This window comes from Helicobacter sp. NHP22-001 (assembly GCF_030270165.1).
Classification (GTDB): domain Bacteria; phylum Campylobacterota; class Campylobacteria; order Campylobacterales; family Helicobacteraceae; genus Helicobacter; species Helicobacter gastrofelis.
Genome location: NZ_BSWS01000003.1, coordinates 18,454 through 43,899 on the forward strand (window position 1 = coordinate 18,454; position 25,446 = coordinate 43,899).

The window sequence follows — 25,446 nt, forward strand, 5'->3', positions numbered from 1 at the left end:
GTGGATCCGTATTATAGTGTCCTCAGTTTCACACACAAGCGCCTACCCATTGAGTTGCGCGAGCAGCTGGCTTTTAAAGACAACGCCGCCTTGCTGCGCTTTTTGCAAGATTTAAAGCACCGCTACCCCAGCTTAAAAGAAGTCATCGGGCTTTGCACCTGTAATCGGGTGGAATTTTACTGCTATGGGACGGTGGATTTTAGCGTGGTTTTGCAGGCACTCGCGCACGCCAAGAGCTTACCCCTCACCCTTTTGCAAGAAAAGAGTACGCAATACACCCACACAGAGGCGGTTTATCACAGCTTTAGCGTGGCAAGCAGCCTTGATAGTCTCGTGGTGGGCGAAACGCAAATCACGGGGCAGCTCAAAGAAGCGTATAAGGCGTGTTTTGAGGCTAAACTTTGCGGCAAACATTTAAGCCGTTTGGTGCATTTTGCCTTTAAATGTGCGGGGCGAGTTAGAAGCGTTACCGCCATCTCTGCGCAAGTCGTGTCTATTGCTTCTATGGCGGTCAAGCAAGCCATAGAGGTGCTGGAGAGCGAGGATTTGCCTAAAAAGGCGGTGGTGGTGGGCGTGGGGCAAATGGGGCAACTTGTGTGTAAGCACCTCATCGCTAAGGGCTTTGAAGTGCTTTTATGCAACCGCCATACTGAAAACGCCCAAAATTTCATAACCACCCTAAACGAGCCCAATATTTGCATTGACAGCCTAGAGAATTTAAAAGAACACATCAACACCCACCCCTTTTGTTTCAGCGCAACCCACTCTCCAAACCCCCTAATCACGCCTGATATGGTGCAACCCACGCCTTTTAGGCGCTTTTGGTTTGATTTAGCTGTGCCAAGAGATATACAAGACCCCAAAGACTCTAGCGTGTGGCTTTATAGCGTGGACGACTTAAAAGGGGTCATCGCTGACAATTTAGAAAAACGCCAAAGGGACACCGCCAAAGCGCATGCCCTCATCGCCGAGGACACGGCGCAATTCTTTGCGTGGCTACAGACCTTAGAGCTAGACCCGCTCATCAAGGGGCTAAGAGAGCTAGCCAAACAAGCCGCCTTAAAAGAACTGAATAAAGCGGTGAAAAAGGGCTACATCCCCCCCGAGCTGCAAGACAATGTCGCCAAAATCCTACACAACGCTTTCAACACCTTTTTACACCAGCCCACCGCCACCCTAAAGAAAAACGCCCACAAGGAAGAGGGCGACATGCTCGGCGAGTCTTTAAAATCCCTTTTCAACTTAGGGGGCGATCCGCTGTTTTTAAACGCCTACCGCTGTGAACACTCTAAAGGACTTTAATGCGCTATTCAAAACTCTTTGCCCCCACTTTAAAAGAACCCCCCAAGGATGCGGTGCTAAAAAGCCATCAATTCCTCGTGCAAGCCGGCTATATCCAGCAAATCGGCAGTGGGGTGTATAGCTTTTTGCCCCTAGCCCAAAGGGTGCTTAAAAAGATTGTCAATGTCATAGATGAGGTCATGCAAGCGCATGGGGCGCAAAGTTGTTTGTTTAACTTTGTAACCCCGGCGGCTTTATGGCAAGAGAGCGGGCGCTTTGGCAAGTATGGCAAGGAACTTTTAGCCTTTAAAGACCGCAAGGATAACGACTTTGTGCTCGGCCCCACGCACGAAGAAGTGGCGGTGGAAATCGCCAAAGCCCACATCAAAAGTTATAAACAACTCCCCCTGCACCTCTACCAAATCCACACCAAATTTAGAGATGAAATCCGCCCCCGTTTTGGGCTCATGCGCGCTAGAGAGTTCATCATGAAAGATGGCTACAGCTTCCATGCCGATAGTGCCGACCTAGATCAAGAGTTTTTAAACATGCAAACCGCCTATAATGAAATCTTTGAGCGCTTAGGCTTAAAGGTGCGCGCGGTGGAGGCGGATAGCGGGGCGATTGGGGGCAGCAAGAGTAGGGAGTTTGTGCTCTTAGCTCCCTGTGGGGAGGACACTTTAGTGGCTTGCGCAAGCTGCGCTTATGTGGCAAATGTAGAGGTCGCCAAGAGAGCAAAGAGGGCAGAGCCGGACAATGTCCCACAGGCTGCCTTTGCCAAATTCCCCACCCCCAACACCCCCAACATTGAAGCGGTGAGCGCATATTTAAAAGTAGAACCCTTTTTCATCTTAAAAGCAGTGGTGAAAAAAGTTCTCTTGGAAAATAACGAGAGCCAACTTGCGGTGTTTTTTGTGAGGGGCGATGACAGCCTAGAGGAAACCAAGGCTTTAAATGCGTGTAAAAGCCAAGTGCCCGCTTTAAGTTTAGAGGACATTGAGGGCGCAGAGCTAAAAAAATACGGGCTTTTTGCCGGCTACATCGGTCCCTATGGGCTAAAGCACCTTGTGCCTAACGCCCTTGTGTTCTTTGACACCGACTTAAGCGAGGCAGATAGCCTAGTGTGTGGGGCAAATGAAGAGGGGGCGCACTTTGTGGGTGTGGATTTGTCTAGCTTTAGTGGGTTAGATTACAAGGACATTGCCACAGCCAAAGCGGGGCAGGCGTGCGCTGAGTGCGGGGGTGTTTTAGAACACCACAAGAGCATAGAAGTGGGGCATATTTTTAAACTCGGAGATAAATACTCCAAGAGTTTGGGGGCGCAGTTTTTGGACCAAGAGGGGCGTGCGTGTTGCTTTGAAATGGGTTGCTATGGGATCGGGGTGAGCCGCTTGCTCGCCGCCATTTTAGAACAAAATGCTGATGAAAGGGGCTGTGTGTGGAGTGAAACCACCGCCCCCTTTAAAGTCGTGCTTGTGGTGGCTAACACCAAAGACAACGCATTAAACACCCTAGGCGAAGAGTTATACACTGCCCTTTTAAACGCTAATGTAGAGGTGTTACTAGACGATAGAGCCGAGCGTTTTGGAGCGAAAATGGCGGATTTTGAGCTGATCGGCTGCTCTTATGCGCTCATTGTGGGCAACAAGGCTAAAGAGGGGGTGTTTGAGCTTGTGAAAAGACAAGGTTTGAGTAAGCTTGAGATGACAAAACAAGAGGTCTTGGACTTCTTTAAGGGTGCGTAATGCCCTTTGTGTTCTTGCTTGGGCTTGGTTACTTGGTCTTTGAAATTTATTTAGTGGTGCAGGTGGTGGATCGCTTCGGGGTTTTTGCCTTCTTGCTTGAGGTGGCAGCGAGCGCATTGTTAGGGGGCGTGGTGCTTTTAAAAAGTCCGTTTCATAACCTAAGCGAGCTTGTTAGTGAGCGGCTAAACCCCCTATCGTGGGCTGAGGGGGTGTTTTTGCGCTCGGTGGGTGGGGTGTTGCTGCTCTTACCCGGGGTGTTGTGCGACATTTTCGGCTTGCTCTTACTCTTGGTGGCGAGCGTGCGCAAGAAAGAGCCCCCACTTGACCCCGATGGGCCCGAAATCATTGATGTGGAAGTGAGCGATAAGAAAAAATGAAGGAACTTGTGATCGGGAGTCGGGGCAGTCAGCTAGCCTTGTGGCAAGCCCGCCATATACAAACGCAATTAGAAAATTTGGGCTTAAAAAGCCGCATTGAGGTCGTCAAAACCAAGGGGGATAAAATCCTAGATGTCCCTTTGGCTAAAATCGGGGGCAAGGGGCTATTTACTAAGGAGTTGGAAGAGCTTTTGTTGGTGGGGGCTTTAGACTTAGCCGTGCACTCGCTTAAGGATGTCCCCGTAGATTTAATCCCACCTTTGAGTCTGGCTTGTGTGAGCAAGCGTGTGGACTCTAGGGATTGCTTTTTAAGTATGCACTACCCCTCTTTAGAGGATTTGCCTTTGGGGGCAAAGGTCGGCACAACTTCCTTGCGCCGTTGCATGCAGCTAAAGAGACTGCGCCCCGATTTAGACACCCTGAGTCTTAGGGGCAATATCCAAACCCGCTTGCAACGCCTGCAAGAGGGGGCATTTGATGCGATCATCTTAGCCTATGCAGGAGTGGAACGCTTACAGATACGCATGCCCTACTGCGTGCCCTTGAGTTTTAAGCAAATGCTCCCGTGCATGGGTCAGGGGGCACTAGGCGTAGAGATGTGTAGCGACCATCCACTCTTTGCCACAATCACACAGCTTAACGACCCTAAAAGTGCACTTTTATGCGGACTAGAGAGAGCATTTATTGCTAGACTTAATGGGGGTTGTCAGATGCCTTTAGGTGTGCATGCATCCTTAAAGGGGGAGGTCTTAGAAATGCGTGCCATTGTGGGTCTTTTAGACGCAAGCCAAGTTGTTGAGGAGAGGATTGTGGGTAGCATACACGAAGTCGATGAACTCTTACAACTTCTCTTAGAACGCTTTATTGAAAAAGGGGCACTCGACATCCTGACACGAATTAGTCTTTAGGCTTGCTAGCTAAAAGGACATCCACTTCCTTAGCCATGCCAATTAAGAGCAAAATGTCCCCCTCGACTAAGAGCGTGCTCATAGGGATTTGATAATCCCACTGCACTCCGTGCTTGAGTGCTACGACCTTTAAATCCGCTTTAGAAGTGTCTAAGAAGTCTTGCAAGGTTCTTTGGGCGTGCTCGGGGGTGATGAGTAGACGCACAAGGCGCATGTGCGTGGTGATCTCTACGATATCTAAATGGGGGTTTAGACTAAGCCCTCTAACCAGCCTTTTAGCCGCATCTCTCTCGGGGTAAATCACGCGATCTGTGCCGATTTTGGAGAGGATTTTGCCATGGATGAGGGTAGAAGCCTTGGCAATGACCTCTTTAACCCCGCTTTCTTTCAGTGCCATCACGGTTAAAATGGACGCTTCAACATTTTGTCCGATGCTCACTATTGCAATGTCGGCTTCATTAATCCCCGTTTCTTTGAGGGCTATGGTATCTGTGGTGTCTAAAATGAATAAATTATCACACATGCTTTTAAAGACCTTCACCCGTTCTTCGCTCACATCGGCGGCAATGATCTGCTCCCCATTGTCAATCAAACCCCGTGCGACATGTGCCCCAAATTTACCCAAACCTAAAACCGCATAAGTTTTCATAAAACCACCTCTTCCTCGGGATAACGAACATGGTAGGTTTTGCTTTTACCCACTAATGCTATGCTAAAGACCAGCACGCCTACCCGCCCCATAAACATTAAAACCATTAAATACAACTTGCCAAAATCACTAAACCTAGCCACTAAAGAGAGATCGCCCCCATTGCCCGTGCTCGCCCCCACCGTGCCAAACGCCGAACACACTTCAAAGAATAAATGCAAGAAGAACTGGTTTTTACGATCATCTGTGGCGCTCAAAAGCATGGTGGAGGCGGTGATGTAAAACATAGCGATGATGAAAATTAAAAAAGATTTTTTGAGGATACTTTGAGGGATTGTGCGCTTAAAAAGCACGATTTCCTGTCCTTTTAGGGCGTGGTAGGCGTAGGCCAAGAGCAAAGTTAAAGTGGTGATTTTAATCCCCCCCGCTGTGCTCCCCGGTGCTGCCCCAATTACCATGAGCAAGGAGCAAAAAAACAGGCTTTGGTCATGCAAACCGGCTAAATCAATAGTATTGAAGCCCGCTGTGCGTAAATTTACAGAGAGAAAAAACGCCGCCATCACCTTAGAAAAACTGCTTAAATTCCCCATGCTCTTAGGGTTGTCCCACTCAAAGAGCAACACCACAACCATTCCTAGCACAATACAGCCCAAAGTCGCCCACAGCACAATGCGGGTATGTATGCTCAGTCGGGCTTGCTTAGGATAATTGTAGCACTCGCTTAAGACTAAAAAGCCCAAACCGCCTAAGATGATGAGGGCGCAAATGATGAAGTTGATCGGGGTGTTTGTTTGATACTCCACCAAATTAGAGGCAAAAATACTAAAACCGGCGTTGTTAAAAGCAGAAATTGAATGGAACACCCCAGCCCAAAGTGCACGTTTTAGGGGCAAATTCGTGGCAAAACACGCACTCAAAAGCACAGCCCCCACAAACTCAATCGCTAAAGTGAAGAGAAAAATTTTTTTTAAATATAAAATCACACCTTGCATATTAGGGTAATCTAGCGACTCCTTAAGCATTAAACGGCTCTTAAAGCCCATTTTCTTACCTAAAAGCAAAAACAAAAACCCCGCTAACCCCATGTAACCAAAACCCCCCGCTTGAATGAGCCCCAAAAGCACCGCTTGTCCATAAACACTAAAATCTGTCGCCGGGTTAGCCGTGATGAGTCCCGTTAGACATACAGCGGAAGTGGAGGTAAAAAATAAATCTAAAAAAGCAACGGGCTTTGTATGCATGGGGGCTAAATTTAGCAAAAACGCCCCCACAAGGGCTAAAAGCACATAGCTACCTACAATCATGCCAAAGATTCTATGCAAGTGCACCGCCTATTGCTAGCCATACTGATAAAGGGTGGCTATTATAACATAGCAGAGCACGGTATGCGGTTTATTTCATTTTAAATATCTACGGCTCTTTTGTAGAAATGGCAAATGGTGGAGCTTCAATGCCTCAATATAGCTAACAAAACTAAAAGCCCACGCTAAGCTAGTTCTAGTAGCACTGCTTTAACCCATTTGAAAATGTTATGAGTGGTGGCAATACTTGGTGAATGGTCTAAACAATTTATAGTGAAACTAATGATTATAAAAAGTTCAACAAACTGCTGATTAAGATTATAAAATTGCCAACAACACATAAACAGCACCCTAAGTGTAATATTTCGGTGTTGTTAACTATGTGATCGCTTTTAGTATGGCTTGCTTAACCAAGTCTAACCTATCTAAATTTTGTTTACAGCAAATGGTGTTTGCTCTTTAGTGTTACAAATATACCTCTTTTTTATGTGTTTAAGCCCATGTTTTTAAAACCCTCTTGACTCTCTCTCTCTCTCGTTAAAATGCCTTTGTCTTTTAATTTTTTTGGAAAGGAGTTAGTTTGGGGAAGAGGACCTTTAATTACATCACGCATATCCGCAACACGAGTGATCACAGACCTAAGTTTAATAGGTCATGGATAGACTTTTGGAAGGAAGAAGCCGGTCAATCAAGCCCAAAATGTTGCATCTATGGTTGTCCCAATAAAGCCGATCGAGGTGCGCATGTGTATTTGGATGAAGAGCGCAGTTGGTGGATTGTGCCCGTGTGTTCTGAGTGTAATCCCCCAGATAACAGCTCTTGGGATGTTAAGGCGAACACCATAGCCGTAGAGGCTAGGGGTTCAGGTCAGTGGGCATAAAATTTTAAAACAAAGGAGCAAACATGTTTATCCAAGATTTAAGCGTTGAGCAACAACAAGTGTTCTTGTATTTGGCAAGAAAGGTCATTGAAGCCGATGGGGTGTTGCACGAATTGCAACTAGGGGCTTTAGATGTGATTAAAAAGCAATGTGAATATGGCATTAGTGAAAAGGAAGTGCCCGTAAACACTTTAGGGCAGATCTTCACCACAAACCACGCCAAACACGCCACGCTGTTAGAGTTGGTCTCTGTGGCTTTAGCCGATAGCCGTTGGCATGACAATGAGAGAGACACCATTTACTCTTATGCTAAAGAGATGGGTGTTCCCACCCACAAAGTGGATCAGTTCAAAGACTGGGTGGTGAAAAACTTCATGCTTTATCAAGAAGCGGTCAAGATGTTGGATTAGGAGGAGAGATGGCAAAGCTCAATATCAATCAAATTGAAAAAATGGCTAGTGTCGCAAGCAGTGGTAACCCCATGCTCACGGGAGCGGCAACGGGGGCAGTGTTGGGCTCTATGATCCCCATTGTAGGCACGACCATAGGCGCAGGGGTAGGGGCTGCTTTAGGTGGCTTGATGGCTTTAGGCAAGAAGAAAGAAGGATAACAGAATGGGTGTTGAAGATGCTTTAAGTGGTGCAGTGACTGGAGCAATGTTAGGTTCTATGATTCCCGTTGTTGGCACAACCATAGGTGCAGGTGTGGGGGCTATCTTGGGAGCATTTGGGGGAAACAAGTAGTCCTCCCAAAAAACCCCTTGTTTTATCAAGGGGGGTTGGTCTTTTGCAAGAGATGTAAAAATACAAGAAAGAAGCAAGGGGATGATCTGCTTTTACCCCCTACCCCAAAACCCCCTCTAATTGCCCTAAAATGTGTTGACCTATGGGGATAGCAGAGGTGGCGGCCGGGCTTGGGGCGTTGCAGACATTGACACTTCTAGCGCTATTGCAAAATAAAAAGTCCTCAACGAGCTCGCCCGACTCGCTCACCGCTTGGGCGCGCACGCCCGCAGGGTGGGGGTTTAAATCCTCTAGGCACAAAGAGGGGCAATACTTTTGCACCAAGCCCAAATAACTTTTTTTGCAAAGAGAGTTTTTAAACTCCGCCAAGCCGGGTTTAAAATACTTGGCAACGACCTTTCTCACCCCTTTATGCATAAACATTTCCTTTAAGTCGTGCAAGCTTATATCTGTCTTTGAATACCCCTCCCGTTTGAGTGCCAACACAGCATTAGGACCGACCGTAACGCTCCCATCGATCATTCTTGTCAAATGCACCCCCAAAAAGGGCATGCTAGGGTCGGGAATGGGGTAGATTAAGTGCTTGACAATTTGGTTATGCTTGGGGGCTAGTTTAAAATACTCCCCCCTAAAGGGGCAAATGGTGAAACTTGGCTTTAGCCCCAGCATTTGGACCATGCGATCGCTTTGCAAGCCGGCACAAGAGATTAAATAATTTGCCTCATAAACGGCGTTTTTAGTGCGCAGTTGCACCCCCCTAGCGTGTTCTGTGAGTGCCACCACCTCAGCATTGTAGGCAATCTCTCCGCCTTGCTCTTTAAAACGCCTTGCCATCGCCAGCGTCACTCCTTTATAGCTCACAATGGCACTTGTGGGAAAAAATATTCCCCCTAAGCCCACGATATTTGGCTCTAGTTCTCTTAGCTCTTTTGCATCTAAACAAGTCCGCTCTAGCCCATTTTCCTTAGTGCGCTCCAAGAGTTCTTGCATGCGTTGCATTTCTAGGGCGTTGCTAGCGACTAAGAGTTTTCCGCACTCCTCGTATTTAATCCCGTTTTCTTGGCAAAACGCCTTGGTCGCCTTGTTGCCCTCATAGCAAAAGCGCGCTTTTAAACTGCCCGGGGTGTAGTAAACCCCAGCGTGGATCACCCCACTATTGCGCCCCGTTTGGTGCAGTGCGCTCCGTGCTTCTTTTTCTAAAAGCAAGACCTTAAAATCGGGGTATTTGGCTACAAGTTGCATTGCCACCGAGTGCCCTAAAATCCCCCCTCCAATGATGGCGCAATCGTAGATCATTAAAAGTTTTTGAAGTCTTTATAACGGCTAAAGGGGTTGGTGGTGAAAGAGAAATACCCCCTTTGGCGCATGAGCTCTCGGCGTAGGTCGGGGTGGGGCTGGAATTTGTCCCGCCCGTGTAGCCAGAATAAATTGTTGATGAGCAAAAATTGCCCCACAGGCACAGGAAAGGAGAGCTTGGCTTTGGAGCTTTCTAGCGAGTCGCTAAGGTCTGCCAAATAAATGCCCTCCTCGTAGTCTTTGGGCTGGGCGAATTGATCGATGTAGAGCATCACGGGGTTAGCGTGGCTATCGGCTTCAAACACGGGGTGGTAGACATCGCAAGTCACATTTTTGCTTGGCGGGGCAGACCAGCGCATGACTTTTTTAGCCAACGGGTGGTGGTAGAATTTTGCCAAGTCCTCCCAATCATCTAAGTGTAAGAGTTGCGAGTCGCCCCCTTGCATGTGCTGTTCGTCGATTTTATACATCAGCACATAGTCGGTAACCTCATTGACAAAAGTCCCGTCATTATGCAGTTCTAGGGGCTTTTGGGGTTGGCGTAGATAGCTATCCGAGTTATCCGTGTTCACCACCGCCCAGCGGGCGTAAAACTGCCCGGTCATTTGATCGAAGTTTGAGCGCCCGATTAGGTGCACAAACGCCGTAGCGATTTTCACCATGTCATCGCCTTGCTTGGCGGAGTTTATGCCCTCTGGATTTACTAAGAGCGCGCCGGTTTTGCGATCGCTCAAGGCTTGTTCTAAAAAGGGTTTGAGCTTTTGGTTACAAAGTTTGTCTAAAATTTGGGCGCATTTAAAGCGCAAAAAGGATTTATACTCTAGGGCTTGCACGGGGCAATGCTCCAACTCTTTTAAAAAGCTTGCGATGGTGTCTTGGCTAAAGGTTACTTGCAAGAGCCGCTTAGAGTAGGGGGTGGGTTCTACGCTAAAAGCCTTGGTTGTGGATTTGTAAGCCATGTTTTCTCCTTTATCTTAAAGATAAAATGCATATAGAATTTTACCCAAAAAAACCGCAATGTTACAACACTAAAGCCAAAATAGCGGTAAAAGCCACAAAAGCCCTCCACTTGGGCTACCAAAACATGTTTTTAAAGACTCCAAAATTTTAAGGAACTAGGCTTGACAATTTATTTTCTTTTTCGTTAAAATTCGTTTCTCATTTCACATTGATAAAGGAGTTCATGGTATGATAAAAACAGCAAACAGCAAACAGCAAACAGCAAACAGCAAGTAAAAGTAAATTTCTAGCCCTCTTTGGCTCTTTAGCCCTTTGTTCTTTTGCCCCTTTGAGTGCCGAGAAAAACGGGGTCTACACCTCCATAGGGTTTCAATACAGCCAAGTAAAAACAACCAATAGTGGCACGAGTTATGGATGGCTCAATGGCGGTCAACTCGAAGACGGTGTATATGAGCCTTATGTGCCATCTCCTAGTGTCAGTTATAAAAACGGGCAAAGCAACATGTATGGCTTTGGCTTTAACATAGGTTATAAGGCGTTCTTTGGCAAAAGCAAACGCAATGGGTTGAGATTTTTCGCTTTTTACGACTATGGCTATAGCAATCCTAACTTCGATGGCCCACGCTATAACCTCAATGCCTACGGCGCAGGCATGGATTACCTCTTTAACTTTGTCAATAAAGAGGACACACAAGTGGGCTTTTTCATCGGCTTTGCACTTGCAGGCAACTCTTGGAACAACTCAGGGGCATCCAATATAAAAACCACAGCTAAAGACATCAACGATTTTGTGGCAATAGAAGCAATGTATGGGATGGCTGGCATGACAGGGATAAGTGCAAAAGCCAGCACAAACTTTAGCTATTTCCAACTCCCTATCCAATGGGGGATTAGGGCGAATATCAGCAAGCACCAAGGTTTCGAGTTTGGCATGAAAATCCCCCTAGTGCGCAACTACTACTTCAAATCAGTTGTCAAAGATACCACTCCCGGTATGAAAAGCGTTGATATCAACGGGATCACTTTCCAAAGAAGCGTGGTGTTCTACGCCAACTATGTGATCAACTTCTAGCCTTAACAAGCGGGCGCAAAGCCCGCCCAGTCCCCTAATCTAAGCGCACATTCAAATATTTGATCTCTAAATAATCCTCCATGCCATATTTTGAGCCCTCGCGCCCCACACCGCTTTGCTTGATCCCGCCAAAGGGGGCGGTTTCTGTGGAGATGTTGCCGGCATTCACCCCCACCATGCCATACTCCAACGCCTCGCTCACTCTAAAGACCCTTGCCAAATTTTGCGTGTAAAAGTAAGCCGCCAGCCCGTATTGCGTGTCATTAGCCCACGCTAAAACCTCCTCTTCGGTGTCAAAGCTAAAGAGGGGGGCGAGCGGACCAAAGGTTTCTTCCTTAGCCACCGCCATGCTTTGGTTGACTCCCGTTAAAATTGTGGGTTCAAAAAAGCTCGCCCCCAAACTGCTAGGCTTGCCCCCGCTAATCACTTGCGCCCCTTTGCTAGTCGCGTCTGTGATGTGCTCTTGCACCTTAGCCACCGCCCTAGAATCAATGAGCGGTCCTTGTGTAATGCCCTCTTCTAGCCCATTGCCCAGTTTCAAGCCCTCCACTTTGCTTTTTAAAATGTGGCTCAAAGGCTCGTAGATACTTTTTTGCGCATAAATGCGGTTAGCGCACACGCAAGTTTGCCCGCTGTTTCTAAATTTAGAGAGCATGATCCCCTCAGCTGCCTTTTCTAAGTTTGCGTCCTCAAAGACAATAAAAGGCGCATTGCCCCCAAGCTCCAAAGAGAGTTTTTTAAGCGTGCTCGCACTTTGGGCGGCTAGGATTTTACCCACCTGCGTAGAACCCGTGAAGCTAATTTTTCTAACCAACTCGCTTTCACAAAGAAGTTTTGCCAGCATTTTAGTTTCCCCCGTAACCACGCTTAAAACCCCCTCGGGCACGCCTGCCCTCTTAGCCAACACCATTAAAGCATAGGCACTAAGGGGGGTTTGTGTGGCGGGTTTAATCACCATTGCACAACCACACGCTAGAGCGGGGGCAAGTTTGCGCGCAATCATGCCAGAGGGGAAGTTCCACGGGGTGATCGCCGCACAAAGCCCAATGGGCTGTTTTAAAACCAAGATTTTTTGCTGATTTGCCACACTTGGCAAAATGTCCCCGTCAATGCGCCGTGCCTGCTCGGCAAACCAGCGCAAATAACTCGCCCCATAGGCGATCTCCGTGCGGGCTTCTTTAAGGGGCTTACCCATTTCTTGCGTGAGGATACGGGCTAAGTCCTCTATATTTTCCAAGAGCAAGGCGCGTAATTTTAAGAGAATGTCTGCGCGCTCTAGGGCGAGTTTGCCCGCCCATTCTTTTTGTGCCTTGTGGGCGGTGTGTAAAATCTGTTCTAACTCTTGGTGGCTCACACTTTTAACATAGGCGATCTCTTGCAAAGTCGCTGGGTTTGTAACGGGAATAAAGCCCTCTTTGTGGGTTTGGCTTACAAAGGGGTGATCGAGTAAAGAAAAGTTCATGCCAATGCCTTTTTAATGGATTTGTTTAGGATTTCTAACGCCTTGTCAAATTGCGCTTGGGAGATCGTTAAGGGGTATAAAAAGCGGATCACATTGGCGTAAGTGCCACAAGTTAAGAGCAAGAGCCCTTGATCCATGGCTTCCTTTTGCACCGCCTTAGCTAACTGGGCACTAGGCTTGCCCTTGTCAAAAAGCTCTAGTGCTACCATAGAGCCAAGCCCCCTAATTTGTGCCATTTGGGTTAGATTTTCTTTTTCTTTGAGGGCGTTTAGGCTACTTTTAAGCTGTTGCCCTAGTTTGTCAGCCCTTTCATTGAGTTTTTCTTCTTCAATGATTTTTAACACCTCTAAAGCCGCAGCAGTGGCTAGAGGGTTGCCTGCATAAGTGCCTCCAAGCCCGCCCACGCTTAACGCGTCCATGATGTCCGCCTTGCCGACAATGCCCGAAATGGGTAGTCCCCCGCCCAAGCTCTTAGCCATACAAATAATGTCGGCTTGGGGTTTAAAATGCTCCATGGCAAAGGTTTTGCCCGTGCGGCAAAAACCCGTTTGCACCTCATCGGCGATCAGCACGATTTGATGCGTGTCGCAAAACGCCCTCAAGCCCTCTACAAACTCTGCTGGGGCAGGGTTAAACCCCCCCTCGCCCTGCACGGGCTCAAAGATCACAGCCGCCACATCTTTAGGCGCGATCGAGCATTTACAAATGAACTCTAGGCTGTTTAAAGCGTCCTTCACACGCACCCCGTGCAACTCATTAGGGTAGTAGCCGTGATAGACCCCGGGCATGCCTACGCCAATCTCTGCCTTATAGGGCGCAACCTTGCCCGTCATGCTCACTGCCATAGAAGTGCGCCCATGAAACGCCCCCCCAAAGGCGATCACGCCGTAGCGTTTGGTGTGCCCTTTGGCGATTTTAACGGCGTTTTCAGTCGCCTCTCCGCCCGTGGTGAAAAAGCAAGACTTCTTCAAGCCACTAATGGGGGCTAGGGCGTTGATTTTTTCGGCCAATTCAATGTAGCTTTCATAGGGCGTAACCTGATAGGCGGTGTGGGTGAAGTGCTCTAGCTGCTTTTTAACCGCCTCTAGCACCTTAGGGTGTCTATGCCCCACATTTAAAACCGCAATGCCCCCGGCAAAGTCGATGAACTCCCGCCCATCGGTGCTTTTAAGGGTGGCGTTTTGTGCCTCACTCACAAACCAATCGCATGTAATGCCAATCCCTCTAGGGGTGGCTGCCTCTCGTCTTTGTGTCAAATTTTGCATGCTTGCTCCTTTATTAACAAACAAGAATGCATTGTATAAAAACTCGCTAAACAGAGGAGCAAGAAAAGCGATAAATCATCATCGTTAGAGCTCTTTTACGCTTTTTACACGGGCGTTTTTGGTGTTTTAAGATGAGGTGTGGTAAAATGGGCTTTTTTATTTTATTTTAAGGCATTTTTAACTTAAAGGAGTTCTTATGAGCAATACAGAAGAATTAGCCGCCGACACCACAACAAGCATTGGGCGGGTAAGAGAGCTTACCATGTCTTTTTTGGTGACCCCTACTATGGTGAATTTTAACAATGTCATGCACGGGGGAGAATTGTTGAATTTGCTAGACAAGGTTGCCTATGTATGCTCCTCGCGCTATTGTGGGTGCGGCACTGTAACCTTGAGCGTGGATCGGGTGCTGTTTAAACACCCCATCCACATCGGTACACTCGTTACATGCTATGCCAGCGTGAATTATGTGGGGACTAAGAGTTGCGAAGTGGGGATTAAAGTCGTTTGTGAAGACTTTAAAAACCAAACCGCCGTGCACACCAACAGCTGTTACTTCACAATGGTGGCGGTTAAAGACGGCAAAACCGTGCCCATGCCCCCCTTTGTCCCCCAAACCGACAAAGAGAAAGAACGCTACGAAAGGGCAATCCGCCGTAAAGAAGCTTTAAAGCACACCCAAAAAAGCGCGCTTAAAAGTGGCAACTAGCGCACCACGCGTTCTTTAATCTGCTCGACGAGTAAAAAGGCGAGCTCTAGGGCTTGTGTGGCGTTTAATCTAGGGTCGCACTGCGTGTAGTAGTGCTGGCTTAAATTGTCCTCGCACACCGCCCCACCCACACACTCGGTAACATTCTGCCCCGTCATTTCTAAGTGAATCCCCCCCACGCAGCTACCAAAATCTTTATGGATTTTAAAAAAGTCTAGCACCTCTTGCAAAATGTGCGTGAAAGAGCGGGTTTTTACGCCCTTAGCGGTTTTAATCGTATTGCCATGCATCGGGTCGCACACCCACACGACATTTTTTTGCGCTTGAAGCAACCCCTTTAAAAGGGGGGGGAAGTTATTTTTAAGCACACTAGCCCCCATACGCACGATGAAGCTCAAACGCCCGGGTTCGTTTTGTGGATTGAGCACATCGCATAGCCCTAGCATCTGCTCTAAAGTCGTCTTTGGCCCGATTTTCACGCCTATGGGGTTGTGCACGCCCCTTAAAAACTCGACATGCGCTTGCTCTAACCCCCTAGTGCGCTCGCCAATCCAAAGCATGTGCGCTGAGCAGGCAAACCACTCCCCGCTAAGGCTGTCTTGGCGCACCAAGGGCTCTTCGTAGTTTAAAAGCAGGGCTTCGTGGCTGGTGTAAAAGTCGGTTTCTTGCAAGGCGGGCATGTGTGCCACGCCACAAGCTTGCATGAATTTAAGGGCATGGGTGATTTGCATGGCTAGGGCGGTGTATTGCTGCCCTAGGGGGTTGTTTTTCACAAAGTCTAAGTTCCAGCGGTGCACTTCGGTTAAATCCGCCAGCCCACCCTTAGCAAAGGCGCGCAATAAATTTAAGGTCGCTGCGCTTTGGTGGTAGGCTTGCAATAATCTTTGCGGATTAGCGGTGCGCTCATTTGGCTCTAGCCCATTGATCATGTCCCCCCGATAAATGGGCACTTGTTTGCCATCAATTTCTTCATATTCTGCGCTTCTAGGTTTAGCAAATTGCCCCGCCACCCGCCCAACTTTAATCACAGGGCAACCCCCCGCAAAGGCTAAAACCACGCTCATTTGCAAGAGCACCTTAAATAAATCGCGGATGCCATCGGCGCTAAAACTGCTAAAACTCTCGGCACAATCGCCCCCCTGCAACAAGAACGCCCGCCCAAAGGCTGCCTCTTTAAGTGTGCTCTTTAGGCTGCGCATTTCTTTAGCAAAGACTAAGGGCGGGTAGCTTTTAAGCGTGGCTTCTGCCTCTTGCAGGGCAGTTAAATCGGGGTAGGTGGGTTGTTGGCTAATGGGGCAAGTGCGCCAAGAGCTCGAAGACCAAGTTTGCATGCGATAGCCTCATTTTAATTTTTGTAGGGCGAGTTTGATTAAACTAGCCGCGTCTAGATCTTTAGGCAAGCTGTTACAAATTTTTACCGCCTCTGTGGCCTTAAAGCCTAAACTTTGTAAGCCCAAAATGGCTTGTTGCACTTCGCTAGCCTTGCTTGCCTCTGTTTCGCTTGCCACAAAGCCCGCTAGATCGAGCATGATTTTACCCGCCATTTTTGCCCCCACACCCGGCACTTTTTGCAAGGCTTTTAAGTCCTTGCTTTGGATACACACGCTAAAGTCCGCCGGATCATAGACGGATAAAATCGCCAAAGCCGCCTTGGGTCCCACACCACTCACCTTTAAAAGCCTATCAAACAATTCTTTTTGGGCACGCTCTAAAAAACCAAAGAGGCTATGGCTGTCCTCTTTGACAACGAGCGTGGTGTGCAGGTGCACGGGTGCGCCCACTTTTAGGTTCTGGCTGGTTTGCACGCCCACATGCACACCGTAAACCACGCCCTGCACCTCCACCTCTATAAAAGTGGGGCTAGTGTGCGTTACTAAGCCCTTTAAACCCACGAGCATTAGAAGTTTGTGATGTGTTGGTAACGACTGACTTTATGCACTTCGCCACTCTTCTCATCTAACATATAGTCCGCCGTCTCACCTCTTTCGGTGGTGAGGCTTTTTGAACCTTTCGTGTAAGTGCGGGTATACACAATGGTGTTAAAAGCTGTCCAGGGCCCGTTGGTGTGAACCCTCACTTGTTTCATGCTCGATTCGATGTTGATCAAGCGTTCTAGGAACTGGCGGTTTAAATCCTGGATACGAGAGATGTACATGTGCAAGATTTTTACCCGCTTCAAGCAGTCCATGAAGTCATAGTAAATCCGCTTGATTGCCTCTTGTTCGATGAGCGTCTTGCGGGTAGCGATGTCGGCGTTGCGGATTTTGTCAATGGTGGGTTGGTTCTTTTGCACAAAAATATTGAGTTTTTGGTATTGCGTCATGACCCTTTGTGCTTTTTCCTTGTAAATACCCATCGCCTGCTTGGTCTGTTCTAAGATTTCCCTATTCTCAGGGGTAGCAAAGGCAGAGAAACAAAATTTATTCTCGCTCCCATCAATACTCTCGAGATTGCATTGTGATGAAAAATAAAAGGTGTTGTTGGATTTGACTTGTTTTAATTTAATGTCTTTGGCGTAAATTTGACTCCCACTGCTCGCCTCCACTTCGCAACTTTCGGCAAAGACGACCCCTCTATCGAGATATTTACATTGGACTCTTTTGCCCTTGCATAAACCCTTATTGTTGGTAACCAGGATTTCATTGGCTTCTACACTACTCTCTGCGTGTAACTGCCCCTCAATGATGACTTTTTGCGCCACTAATTTGACATTTTTACCCACATTGCCCTTGATATAAATTTCTTTAGCCTCGATGCGTAAATTCGTTTCGATGGCATTGTCGATGTCGTTCTTAGAACTGATATTTAAAACCAAACCATTCTCCACTCCACCTAAAAACATGGGCATGTTGGTGCTCTTCATTTCCATGTATTGGTTCTTGGTGAAACTCTTTAGGGTGTTGTTAAGAAAGGCGACATATTGGGGGAGTTTAGAAAGATAAACTATTTTGGTCGGCTCTTCTTTTTTCTCAAAAGCCTCTTGGCTAAACTCTAACTCAAAGGGCACATTCTCTAGTTTCTCCACCTTGCGTATGCGCCCCTTTAAATCCCGCCCCGCCATACCTAGTACAGGCTTGGTATATTCGAGGACAACATCGCCCTTGCCCGCCCCATAAATGGCACTAACGGGAGCTTCCTCCTTGTTCTTTTGCTCCCAAGATTCTTTAAGAGTGAAAGTGAAAAAGCCACCTTGATTGGGCGCATAGCGAGACTTTTTAATGCAAATGCGCTCCGGTGGGCTTCCTTCAGCCGCATAGCGCAGCAATTCTTTCTTAAAAAAAGTGTGCTGCACTTGCATTTGGCGTAAAATGATTTTTTGATGCGCCATGCATGCTTCAACATAGTCGCACAGCTCCCCAAAGAGCCACTCATCATTGACAATCATAAAGGGGGTTTCACTCACTAGATACAACTGGTGATCCTCGGGCGACACTTCTATGCCCATGAAGTATCTAAAAAGCCGTTTCTTAATGCAGATGTCGTAGCGTTGGATCACCTCTAGGGAGGGGTCTTCATAGAAAGCATCGTTCTCTATTTGCTTCAACCCCTCAGCGTCTAAAACCTTAAATTCCCCACGCGGCTCAGAGCGGGTCAAAGTGTGAACTTTAACAAGATCAAACCACAAATCCTGTACATCAAGCCCGTAATTTTGAGCGACCTCCTCTAACTCGACTTGAATGTCTGCGCAATTTTCCACGATTTTCGAATAAAACTCGCCCACAAAACGCCCCTTTTGGAACTGAACTAAATAACCTAAGTTAACAAGCAAAGACCTAAAATACAGCTAAAAGCCCGACCCGAGCCGATTCTACCATAAATTATAGCTAATTCTTTTTAAATTTTAATGGGCGGCGGGTCATGACCTAAGAATCAAAAAATCCACAACTTTAGTCTCTTTGTGTAGAATACAGCGAATGCACCTAAAGGTTTCTTTTGCTTAAAAAATTCTTTTTAACCAACAGCTCGGGGATTTTATGCTCACGGGTGGCGGGGTTTGTGCGGGATTTGCTGAGTGCTTCCGTGCTTGGCAGTGGGCTTTATAGCGACATTTTCTTTGTGGCGTTCAAGTTCCCTAATCTCTTTCGGCACATTTTTGCCGAAGGGGCATTTAGCCAAAGCTTCCTGCCCGCCTTCATTGCTAGCCGCTACAAGGGGGCGTTTTTGCTTGGCATTTTTGGGGCGTTTAGCTTGTTCTTATGCGCCCTTGTGTTCGTGGTGTCGCATTTTCGCTTGTTTTTCACCAAGTTACTTGCCTTTGGCTTTAGCCCACATGCCATTGCACTGGCTAAGGACATTGTGGCGATCAACTTCTACTATCTGCTCTTGGTCTTTTGGGCAACCTTTTTTAGCGCGCTCTTGCAATATAAAAACCACTTTTGGGTGAGTGCCTACCACACGATTTTATTAAACTTAGCGATGATTTGCGCCCTTGTGTGGCATAAAAACGACAATCTCTTAGAAGTGGTGCGGGCGTTGAGCTATGGGGTGCTTTGGGGGGGGTGCGCTCAGGTGTGTTTGCACTTTTACCCGCTCTACAAGCTTGGCTTTTTTAGACTCTTTGCCATAGGGGCGCACAGTTTGTTACACGCCAAGAGTGCCCAAAAAGCCACTATAAAGCAAGAGAGGGGGCACTTTTTTAGGCAGTTCTTGCCTAGCGTGCTGGGCAATTCGGCAAGCCAAATCTCGGCGTTCATAGACACTTTATTGGCTTCGTTTTTAGCCACAGGCAGCATTTCCTATTTGTATTACGCAAACCGCATTTTCCAACTGCCCTTAGCTCTCTTTGCCATCGCCACTTCTACGGCGTTGTTTCCCACCATTGCACGGGCGATTAAAAATAAAGAACACGACAAAGCCATAGCCCACCTCAAACAGGCGTTCGAGTTTTTAACCGCCATGCTCTTGATCTGTACGCTGGGGGGGGTGTTCTTGGCTAAAGATATTATCACCTTGTTGTTTGAAAGGGGGCAGTTTGGGGCACAGGATGTTGAGCAGTGTTCTAAGGTCTTTTGCGCCTATTTAGTGGGGCTTGCCCCCTTTGGGGTGGCAAAAATCTTTGCGCTGTGGTTATACGCTCACAAAGAGCAGGGCAGGGCGGCAAAAATCACGCTCATTTCTCTAGTCTTTGGCACGCTTTGTTCTTTAGCCTTGATGCCCACCCTACACGCAAGTGCATTAGCCCTCTCTAGCTCGCTCTCGGGCTTTTTGCTCTGTGGGCTGTATCTTAGGGCTTTTGGTTTTAAGCGTTTTTTAGGCATGATTTCGCTTTCTAAGGTCGCCTTTTTGGGTTTGCTCTTGGCTTTTGAAGCCGTGGTTTTAGCCCTATTTGTAGAGGTCTTGCAAACCTTCAAAGCGTGGATTTTTTTACACCACTTATTTTAACCCCAAAGGTTTTCGATGATTTATTTGTTTGACAGCCACCGCAAGCAAAAATGCCCTTTCAAGCCTCTAAAAGCCCCCGATGTTTTGATCTATGTTTGCGGGCCCACTGTTTACGATTATTCGCACTTAGGGCATGCAAGAAGTGCGATCACCTTTGACCTTCTTAGCCGCATGTTGACTTTAAGTGGGTATCGGGTGCATTTGGTGAAAAACTTCACCGACATTGATGACAAAATCATCGCCAAGGCCCTACAAAAGAACACGGACATACAAACGCTCACCGAGTTTTTTATCCAAGCGTATTTGCAAGACATGCAAGCTTTAGGGGTGCAAAGGGCAAAGTTAGAGCCCAAGGCGAGCGCACATTTAGACAACATCGTGCAGATGGTGCAGGGCTTATTGGATCAAGGTTTTGCCTACCAAACCCCTAATGGCGATGTTTACCTAGACACGAGTTTAGACAAGGCTTATGGGTCTTTAAGCGGGCATTCGTTGGAGTTGGAGAGTGTGAGCCGCATTGAGGACAATCCCGAGAAAAAGCACCCTCAAGATTTCACCCTATGGAAGGCATATAAAGGGAAGGGGGATATGGGCTATCCTAGCGCACTAGGCAAGGGCAGGCCCGGCTGGCACATCGAGTGTTCGGCGATGATTGAGGCAAGTGGGGCATACACCGACACGCCTTATCAAATAGACATACACGGTGGGGGGAGCGATTTATTCTTCCCCCACCACGAAAACGAAGCGAGCCAAACGCGTTGCGCTTTCGCTCAAGAGTTGGCGCAGTTTTGGGTGCATAATGGCTTTGTGAATATCTCGGGCGAAAAGATGAGCAAGAGTTTGGGTAATAGTTTTTACATTAAAGATGCGCTGAGAACTTACGATGGCGAAGTCTTGCGTAATTATTTGCTGGGCGTACATTACAGCGCAATATTAAATTTCAGCCCCGAGGATTTGGCAAGCCAAAAAAAACGCCTAGACAAGCTCTACCGCCTAAAAAAGCGCGCTCTAGAGCTCGCCCCTGCGCCTAGTGTGGCTAATGCCACCTTCACCCACGCCTTATTAGAGAGCATGCAAGATGATTTAAACATCTCTAAGGCGTTAAGCGTGCTTGAAGAGCATTTGCACCTAAGCAATGAGAAACTAGACAACACGGCTAATAAGGTGGATAAAAAACACGGGGCTAGCCAGATTCTCGCCGATTTGCTCTTTGTGGAGAGTTTGCTAGGGCTTGGGGGCAAAGAGCCCAGCGTGTATTTTCAGCTAGGCGTGGATAGCGCGCTTAAAGAATACATCAACACCCAAATCGCCCTGCGTCAAGAGGCCAAGAAGGCAAAGGATTTTGCAAGGGCGGATGAGATAAGACAAGCTTTAAGCCAGCGGGGCATTGCCTTGATGGACACGCCCAAGGGCACGATTTGGGAGAAAATCATCTAAGTCTTAGATTCTCTAAGGCTTTGGGCGTAAGTGTGTTTAAAGGCAGGGGATGGGTGTTGTGTGGGTCGTTTGTGCTTTGGTTGTAAAAGACTTGCTCGCCTTGTGTGTAGCGTTTAAGTTCCAAATCCCCCCCGAAACTCTCAAAGTTTAAAGCGATGGCGGGGGCATTGGCGGGCTTAAAATGCAACTCCACATAGGGGGCGTGTGCGCTAAAGTCCACGAACCCCGCCCCTTGAATACAGAAGCGCCCCCTTGTGCGCTGAAATTTTTGTATCTCTACGCACTGCTCTTTGGGGCTGTGGGTGGTGCTTAGGGTGTAATCGCCCATGTGGGCGGTGTGGGGCATAACAGCCACACTCTGGCTAGGCTGTGGGGCTTGTGGTGTGGCGGACTGTGCGGGTGTGCCTAATTTGGCTAAAAGCGTGTCGCTCACTGCGCTCATGGCGTAGGTGGGGGCGGTGGTGTCATAGATTTGTGGTTGATGTAGGGGGGCTAGGCTAGTTAAGTAAAAAGTGCCTTGCTTTAGAATAAAGGTGAGCGTGTAACCTGTTTCCTTAGGGGCAGTGGTGGGCGTGGCAGGGGTGCTATCCACTAACTCTAGGCGCAACTTGCCCTGCTCTTTGGATAGCTTTAAGGCATTGAATCCACGCACACAAAAACCCTTGAAGAGTTGCCCTTGAAACAAGACCCCCACACAAGTCCCCTTTTTAGAATGTGTTTGTCCTAGTGCGCCCAAGAGCGTGTAGGGGGCAAACTCAAGCTTACTAAAAGAAAAGTGCATATTTTCTTGGGTTTTGGTGTTTAAAAACTCTTGCACCCAACCTTTAAGCAGTTGGGTGGGAGTGGCGTGTAAAGACAAGGTATAACAAACAAGCGCAAAGAAAAAACGGCGCATGAACATCCTTTGAAATCTGCATTATACAAAAAAACCCATTTACCCCTACTTTTTTAGGTATAATGAGCCATTTTATGTTGGGATGGTGTATGCGCCGTTGTCTTTTGGGTTTGTCTTTTTTAATGTCCCCCCTGCTTGCGACCGAAATTCGACTTGATCCCTTTGGCTACTTAGGGATGATCTATAGTCAAGGGCTAGAGCACAAGGGGCATGGGTATGTGGGTTTTGATGCCCGCGTGGGGACAAATTTCGCTTTCAACAATGGCTGGGCTTTTGGGATCGGCGCAATAGGGGCGTGGAATGTGTGGAGTAAAAACAAGAAGTTCCGACCCATTCTCAGCATAGGCAATGTCTTGGGCAGCGTAGAGGGTAATATGCTCCCCTACCTTAGCATGGGCGATATTTCAGACGCTTATGTCAAATACGACACCAAAAGGCTCAAATTCGCTTTAGGGCGTTTTGACACTAACTTTGTAGACTTTGATTGGATACAGGGCAATATTCAAGGCGCGAGCTTGTATATGCACCGCTACGATTGGACCTATTGGGGCATTTTCATGGATTCCATGCTCTATAATGGCTATCAAGGCAACGACTTACAAGGTCCACGCATTGCCACCGGGATCAACGCTCTAGCGTCCTACGATCCCGTGTCTAAGAAAAAATATGTGGGTGGGGAGGTTGTGGCTCTTGGCACGAGCTACGAGCACAAGGGCTTTAAAATCTCGCCTTTCTTCATGGCAGACTCGCACTTGCCTATGGTGCGCACGCCCTTAATCCAAGTGGGCTTTAAGTTTCAATACTTTGCACAACTGCCTAAAGGCTTTAAGTCTTACACTATTGTGCACGGCATTTACCAACATGGCAACACGGATGCCATTAAGGGCAATGATGAAGCGGGTTTGGTGATGGTGGATCAGACCTTCATGTATAAAATCCTCAACTTCGGGCTAGGCATTTATGGCGTGCCTGCGCCGAATAAAAAGGGTTTCTTTTGGTCGTTTAATGATAAAACAAAGTTCTATGGTCGTGGCATTAATGCGATGGGCGTGCCCGCCATTTATTTTGCCAACGCCACCATCACGGGCTATATCTTTGGCGGGCTAAAGACCAATCGGGTGCGTATGGACGCGATGGTCGCCTTTGGGGATTATCAGGAGTACTCACTGATGACGAATTACAAGGTGTGGCAGTCTAAGCAAATGATTTTAGATGCCGGGCTAGGCTATGTCTACTCTTACTCCAACAAGGTGAAAAACACGATTGGCAACTCCTCTTTTGTGCTTTTCACAAAGTTTTCTTACTAATGCTCGTTGTTGAGAATTTAAGCAAAAGCTATGGCTCGAAGGTGGTGTTGCACGGCATCAGTTTTAGCCTTGAGGGCGGGCAGATTGTGGGCCTACTTGGCGCAAATGGGGCGGGCAAAAGCTCGCTGTTAAAGATTTTAGCCGGGCTTTTAAGAGAGCATGGTGGCTTGGTGAGTTTGCAAGGGCAGGCTATCGGGCTAGAGAGCAAGAAAATCACCGCCTACTGCCCCGATCGCCCCATTTACCCGCCTAGCCACACCGCCCATAATCTCTTAAATTTATGCGCCGACTTCTTTAGCGATTTTGATAAAGACAAGGCTTTAGACTTGATTGAGCGTTTTAAACTGCCCCTAGATTTGCCCTTTAAATCTTTCTCTAAAGGACAAAAGGAACGCCTACAGCTCATCTTTACTTTAAGCCGAAGGGCGCAGCTCTTTTTATTTGACGAACCCCTAGGTGGGATCGACCCCCTGGGCAGACAAGAGATTTTGGATTTAATCACAAAGGAAAGGGGGCAAGAGAGCACGATTTTAATCGCCACGCATTTGGTGCACGACATACAAGATTGTTTGGATAAGGCGTTGTTTTTGCAAAATGGGGGGCTCGTTGCCTTTGAAACCACCGCCACGCTTAAAAATAGGCATGGGAGCGTGGAACAAGCGTATAAGGATTTAATGCATGTTTAAAATCTTTAAGCACGATTTTTTGGAGAACTACGCCCCTATTGTGGGGACTTTGGCATTTTTAGTCCTTTGTTGGGTGTTTTTGAGCCAAAAGGAAGGCGATGTCTTGGTGTTTTTAATGGCAAATTTCTTTTTGTTCCTTGGTAGTGGGGTTCTCTTGGTGCTGATTTTCACGGCTGCGGTGCGCTCCACCCAACAAAAACTCTTTGGGGCAGAAGGGTATTTCACCTTTAGCCTACCCTTAAGTATAGATGCGATTTTAGGGGCAAAAATTGCCATCAATCTCGCTTGGGTGTTCTTAAGCATGGTGGGCTTTTTTGTGGCGTTGTTCTTGGCGTATTTATGCCACACCAAAGCCCCCTCTCTTGGCGATTTAAGCCCACAGGGACTGCCCTATGTTTTAAACGCTCTGGGGCTGTTCTTGCTCTTTTGGCTGCTCTTGTATTTAAAACTGCTCTTGGTGCTGACCTTGTTAAACATAGGGCGTTTTAAACGCTTTGCTAAACTCACCGGGCTAGTGTTCTTTGTGGGGATTAGCTTTCTTCTCTCTTTGCCCTCGCAAATCTTGCAAAAGTTCCTTTTAAGCCCCAAAAATGCGCTTTTGCAAGACAGCTACTTAGCCTTTTATGCGAATTACTTTTTTTTAGACACGGGCACGAGTGCTCTTTTCTTGGGGCTAGAGTTTTTTAAAGTAGGGTTGTTGTACGCCACCACCCGTTGGCTGTTGGTGCATAAACTTGCGTTAGAATAAAAGAAAGGCGACACATGCAAAAACTTTACATTTGGCTTTTTTTAGGCTTATTTAGTGTTTTACACGCCCAAAGCGGGTATTGTAGCTCCAATTGCGAAGGCACACCAAGCGAAAGGCTCGCCCCCATGGAGTTTCACTTTGACTTTGTGCGCTCAGTGGAGCATTTCTTAAAGCACCCTAAAGCCCGTCTACGCACGCTAAGGCACTGCCACGAAGCGTTCACTTCCACCGCCAGAATCAACACCATCACCAACTCGTTTCGGGTGAATTGCGACCACGCCCTAAAAGCACAAAAGTTAGCACAACCCTAAGCTATCTATGCTACAATAGGTCCTTTTCACAT

Annotated in this window: 26 protein-coding genes; 16 read left to right on the plus strand and 10 right to left on the minus strand. The window is 47.5% G+C overall.

Annotated features, from left to right (window positions below):
- Genes hemA through hemC form a run of 4 tightly spaced genes read left to right on the plus strand, consistent with a single transcriptional unit; the run spans window position 1 to window position 4,311 of the window.
- Window positions 1-1,302 (plus strand): glutamyl-tRNA reductase, encoded by a 1,302-nt coding sequence (gene hemA / locus QSJ47_RS03665; protein WP_285602464.1) that lies wholly within the window; start codon window positions 1-3, stop codon window positions 1,300-1,302.
- Window positions 1,302-3,026: a proline--tRNA ligase gene (locus tag QSJ47_RS03670; protein WP_285602465.1), complete on the plus strand. Its 1,725-nt coding sequence runs from the start codon at window positions 1,302-1,304 to the stop codon at window positions 3,024-3,026. Before hemA ends, QSJ47_RS03670 begins: the two co-directional genes overlap by 1 nt.
- Complete coding sequence (locus QSJ47_RS03675; RefSeq protein ID WP_285602466.1) at window positions 3,026-3,403, plus strand: FxsA family protein; 378 nt, start codon at window positions 3,026-3,028, stop codon at window positions 3,401-3,403. The genes QSJ47_RS03670 and QSJ47_RS03675 overlap by 1 nt, the downstream gene beginning before the upstream one ends.
- Window positions 3,400-4,311, plus strand: a complete 912-nt coding sequence (gene hemC / locus QSJ47_RS03680) for a hydroxymethylbilane synthase (RefSeq protein ID WP_285602467.1) — start codon at window positions 3,400-3,402, stop codon at window positions 4,309-4,311. The genes QSJ47_RS03675 and hemC overlap by 4 nt, the downstream gene beginning before the upstream one ends.
- On the opposite strand, the gene QSJ47_RS03685 is transcribed toward hemC, so the two are convergent.
- Both QSJ47_RS03685 and QSJ47_RS03690 read right to left on the minus strand, forming a co-directional pair.
- A complete protein-coding gene (locus QSJ47_RS03685) occupies window positions 4,301-4,960 on the minus strand; it encodes a potassium channel family protein (protein ID WP_221272200.1) in 660 nt (219 codons plus the stop codon). The two genes, hemC and QSJ47_RS03685, sit on opposite strands and share 11 nt — an antisense overlap.
- Window positions 4,957-6,282 (minus strand): TrkH family potassium uptake protein, encoded by a 1,326-nt coding sequence (locus QSJ47_RS03690; RefSeq protein ID WP_285602468.1) that lies wholly within the window; start codon window positions 6,280-6,282, stop codon window positions 4,957-4,959. Before QSJ47_RS03690 ends, QSJ47_RS03685 begins: the two co-directional genes overlap by 4 nt.
- A 559-nt stretch (window positions 6,283-6,841) precedes the next feature.
- Between QSJ47_RS03690 and QSJ47_RS03695 the strand changes: the two genes are divergently transcribed.
- The 4 genes from QSJ47_RS03695 to QSJ47_RS08210 are packed head-to-tail and all read left to right on the plus strand — an operon-like array spanning window position 6,842 to window position 7,884.
- The gene (locus QSJ47_RS03695) at window positions 6,842-7,141 is read left to right on the plus strand and encodes a hypothetical protein (RefSeq protein ID WP_221272202.1); all 300 of its coding nucleotides are present in this window, start codon (window positions 6,842-6,844) and stop codon (window positions 7,139-7,141) included.
- A gap of 23 nt (window positions 7,142-7,164) precedes the next feature.
- Window positions 7,165-7,551: a molecular chaperone DnaJ gene (locus QSJ47_RS03700; protein WP_285602469.1), complete on the plus strand. Its 387-nt coding sequence runs from the start codon at window positions 7,165-7,167 to the stop codon at window positions 7,549-7,551.
- 8 nt (window positions 7,552-7,559) lie between these two features.
- Window positions 7,560-7,751, plus strand: coding sequence for a glycine zipper domain-containing protein (locus tag QSJ47_RS03705; RefSeq protein ID WP_221272204.1), 192 nt, complete (start codon window positions 7,560-7,562; stop codon window positions 7,749-7,751).
- Between the two features lie 4 nt (window positions 7,752-7,755).
- Window positions 7,756-7,884: a glycine zipper domain-containing protein gene (locus tag QSJ47_RS08210; RefSeq protein ID WP_352155197.1), complete on the plus strand. Its 129-nt coding sequence runs from the start codon at window positions 7,756-7,758 to the stop codon at window positions 7,882-7,884.
- A 99-nt stretch (window positions 7,885-7,983) separates the two neighbouring features.
- Here QSJ47_RS08210 and lhgD read toward each other — a convergent pair whose 3' ends face one another.
- Window positions 7,984-9,180, minus strand: coding sequence for an L-2-hydroxyglutarate dehydrogenase (lhgD, locus tag QSJ47_RS03710; RefSeq protein WP_285602470.1), 1,197 nt, complete (start codon window positions 9,178-9,180; stop codon window positions 7,984-7,986).
- Window positions 9,180-10,139 carry a glutarate dioxygenase GlaH gene (gene glaH / locus QSJ47_RS03715; RefSeq protein WP_285602471.1) on the minus strand — a complete coding sequence of 320 codons (960 nt, stop codon included), beginning with the start codon at window positions 10,137-10,139 and terminating at the stop codon, window positions 9,180-9,182. The genes lhgD and glaH overlap by 1 nt, the downstream gene beginning before the upstream one ends.
- A gap of 461 nt (window positions 10,140-10,600) precedes the next feature.
- On the opposite strand from glaH, the gene QSJ47_RS03720 reads away from it, so the two are divergent.
- Window positions 10,601-11,212: an outer membrane protein gene (locus QSJ47_RS03720; protein WP_285602472.1), complete on the plus strand. Its 612-nt coding sequence runs from the start codon at window positions 10,601-10,603 to the stop codon at window positions 11,210-11,212.
- Between the two features lie 34 nt (window positions 11,213-11,246).
- Here the strand turns inward: QSJ47_RS03720 and QSJ47_RS03725 are convergent, their stop codons facing one another.
- Together QSJ47_RS03725 and gabT are read right to left on the minus strand one after the other, a co-directional pair.
- Window positions 11,247-12,674: an NAD-dependent succinate-semialdehyde dehydrogenase gene (locus tag QSJ47_RS03725; RefSeq protein WP_285602473.1), complete on the minus strand. Its 1,428-nt coding sequence runs from the start codon at window positions 12,672-12,674 to the stop codon at window positions 11,247-11,249.
- Window positions 12,671-13,939: a 4-aminobutyrate--2-oxoglutarate transaminase gene (gene gabT / locus QSJ47_RS03730; protein WP_285602474.1), complete on the minus strand. Its 1,269-nt coding sequence runs from the start codon at window positions 13,937-13,939 to the stop codon at window positions 12,671-12,673. Before gabT ends, QSJ47_RS03725 begins: the two co-directional genes overlap by 4 nt.
- A gap of 196 nt (window positions 13,940-14,135) precedes the next feature.
- Here gabT and QSJ47_RS03735 point away from each other — a divergent pair, with 196 nt between their 5' ends.
- Complete coding sequence (locus tag QSJ47_RS03735) at window positions 14,136-14,648, plus strand: acyl-CoA thioesterase (RefSeq protein ID WP_285602475.1); 513 nt, start codon at window positions 14,136-14,138, stop codon at window positions 14,646-14,648.
- Here QSJ47_RS03735 and QSJ47_RS03740 read toward each other — a convergent pair.
- The 3 genes from QSJ47_RS03740 to QSJ47_RS03750 are packed head-to-tail and all read right to left on the minus strand — an operon-like array spanning window position 14,645 to window position 18,369.
- Window positions 14,645-15,979, minus strand: coding sequence for a class II 3-deoxy-7-phosphoheptulonate synthase (locus tag QSJ47_RS03740; protein ID WP_285602476.1), 1,335 nt, complete (start codon window positions 15,977-15,979; stop codon window positions 14,645-14,647). The two genes, QSJ47_RS03735 and QSJ47_RS03740, sit on opposite strands and share 4 nt — an antisense overlap.
- A 9-nt stretch (window positions 15,980-15,988) precedes the next feature.
- Window positions 15,989-16,546 (minus strand): Holliday junction branch migration protein RuvA, encoded by a 558-nt coding sequence (gene ruvA, locus QSJ47_RS03745; RefSeq protein WP_221272211.1) that lies wholly within the window; start codon window positions 16,544-16,546, stop codon window positions 15,989-15,991.
- Window positions 16,546-18,369 (minus strand): DUF342 domain-containing protein, encoded by a 1,824-nt coding sequence (locus tag QSJ47_RS03750; protein WP_285602477.1) that lies wholly within the window; start codon window positions 18,367-18,369, stop codon window positions 16,546-16,548. The genes ruvA and QSJ47_RS03750 overlap by 1 nt, the downstream gene beginning before the upstream one ends.
- 212 nt (window positions 18,370-18,581) lie before the next feature.
- Here QSJ47_RS03750 and murJ point away from each other — a divergent pair, with 212 nt between their 5' ends.
- The gene (gene murJ, locus QSJ47_RS03755; RefSeq protein ID WP_285602478.1) at window positions 18,582-20,030 is read left to right on the plus strand and encodes a murein biosynthesis integral membrane protein MurJ; all 1,449 of its coding nucleotides are present in this window, start codon (window positions 18,582-18,584) and stop codon (window positions 20,028-20,030) included.
- A gap of 18 nt (window positions 20,031-20,048) precedes the next feature.
- Window positions 20,049-21,467 carry a cysteine--tRNA ligase gene (gene cysS, locus QSJ47_RS03760; protein ID WP_285602551.1) on the plus strand — a complete coding sequence of 473 codons (1,419 nt, stop codon included), beginning with the start codon at window positions 20,049-20,051 and terminating at the stop codon, window positions 21,465-21,467.
- Here the strand turns inward: cysS and QSJ47_RS03765 are convergent.
- A complete protein-coding gene (locus QSJ47_RS03765; protein ID WP_285602479.1) occupies window positions 21,460-22,362 on the minus strand; it encodes a hypothetical protein in 903 nt (300 codons plus the stop codon). The two genes, cysS and QSJ47_RS03765, sit on opposite strands and share 8 nt — an antisense overlap.
- A 74-nt stretch (window positions 22,363-22,436) precedes the next feature.
- Here QSJ47_RS03765 and QSJ47_RS03770 point away from each other — a divergent pair, with 74 nt between their 5' ends.
- The 4 genes from QSJ47_RS03770 to QSJ47_RS03785 are packed head-to-tail and all read left to right on the plus strand — an operon-like array spanning window position 22,437 to window position 25,414.
- Window positions 22,437-23,669: a hypothetical protein gene (locus tag QSJ47_RS03770; protein WP_285602480.1), complete on the plus strand. Its 1,233-nt coding sequence runs from the start codon at window positions 22,437-22,439 to the stop codon at window positions 23,667-23,669.
- The gene (locus QSJ47_RS03775; protein ID WP_221272215.1) at window positions 23,669-24,355 is read left to right on the plus strand and encodes an ABC transporter ATP-binding protein; all 687 of its coding nucleotides are present in this window, start codon (window positions 23,669-23,671) and stop codon (window positions 24,353-24,355) included. Before QSJ47_RS03770 ends, QSJ47_RS03775 begins: the two co-directional genes overlap by 1 nt.
- On the plus strand, window positions 24,348-25,103 hold the full coding sequence (locus tag QSJ47_RS03780) for a hypothetical protein (RefSeq protein WP_221272216.1): 756 nt from the start codon (window positions 24,348-24,350) through the stop codon (window positions 25,101-25,103). Before QSJ47_RS03775 ends, QSJ47_RS03780 begins: the two co-directional genes overlap by 8 nt.
- A gap of 14 nt (window positions 25,104-25,117) precedes the next feature.
- The gene (locus QSJ47_RS03785) at window positions 25,118-25,414 is read left to right on the plus strand and encodes a hypothetical protein (protein ID WP_221272217.1); all 297 of its coding nucleotides are present in this window, start codon (window positions 25,118-25,120) and stop codon (window positions 25,412-25,414) included.
- The last annotated feature ends 32 nt before the right edge of the window (window positions 25,415-25,446 follow it).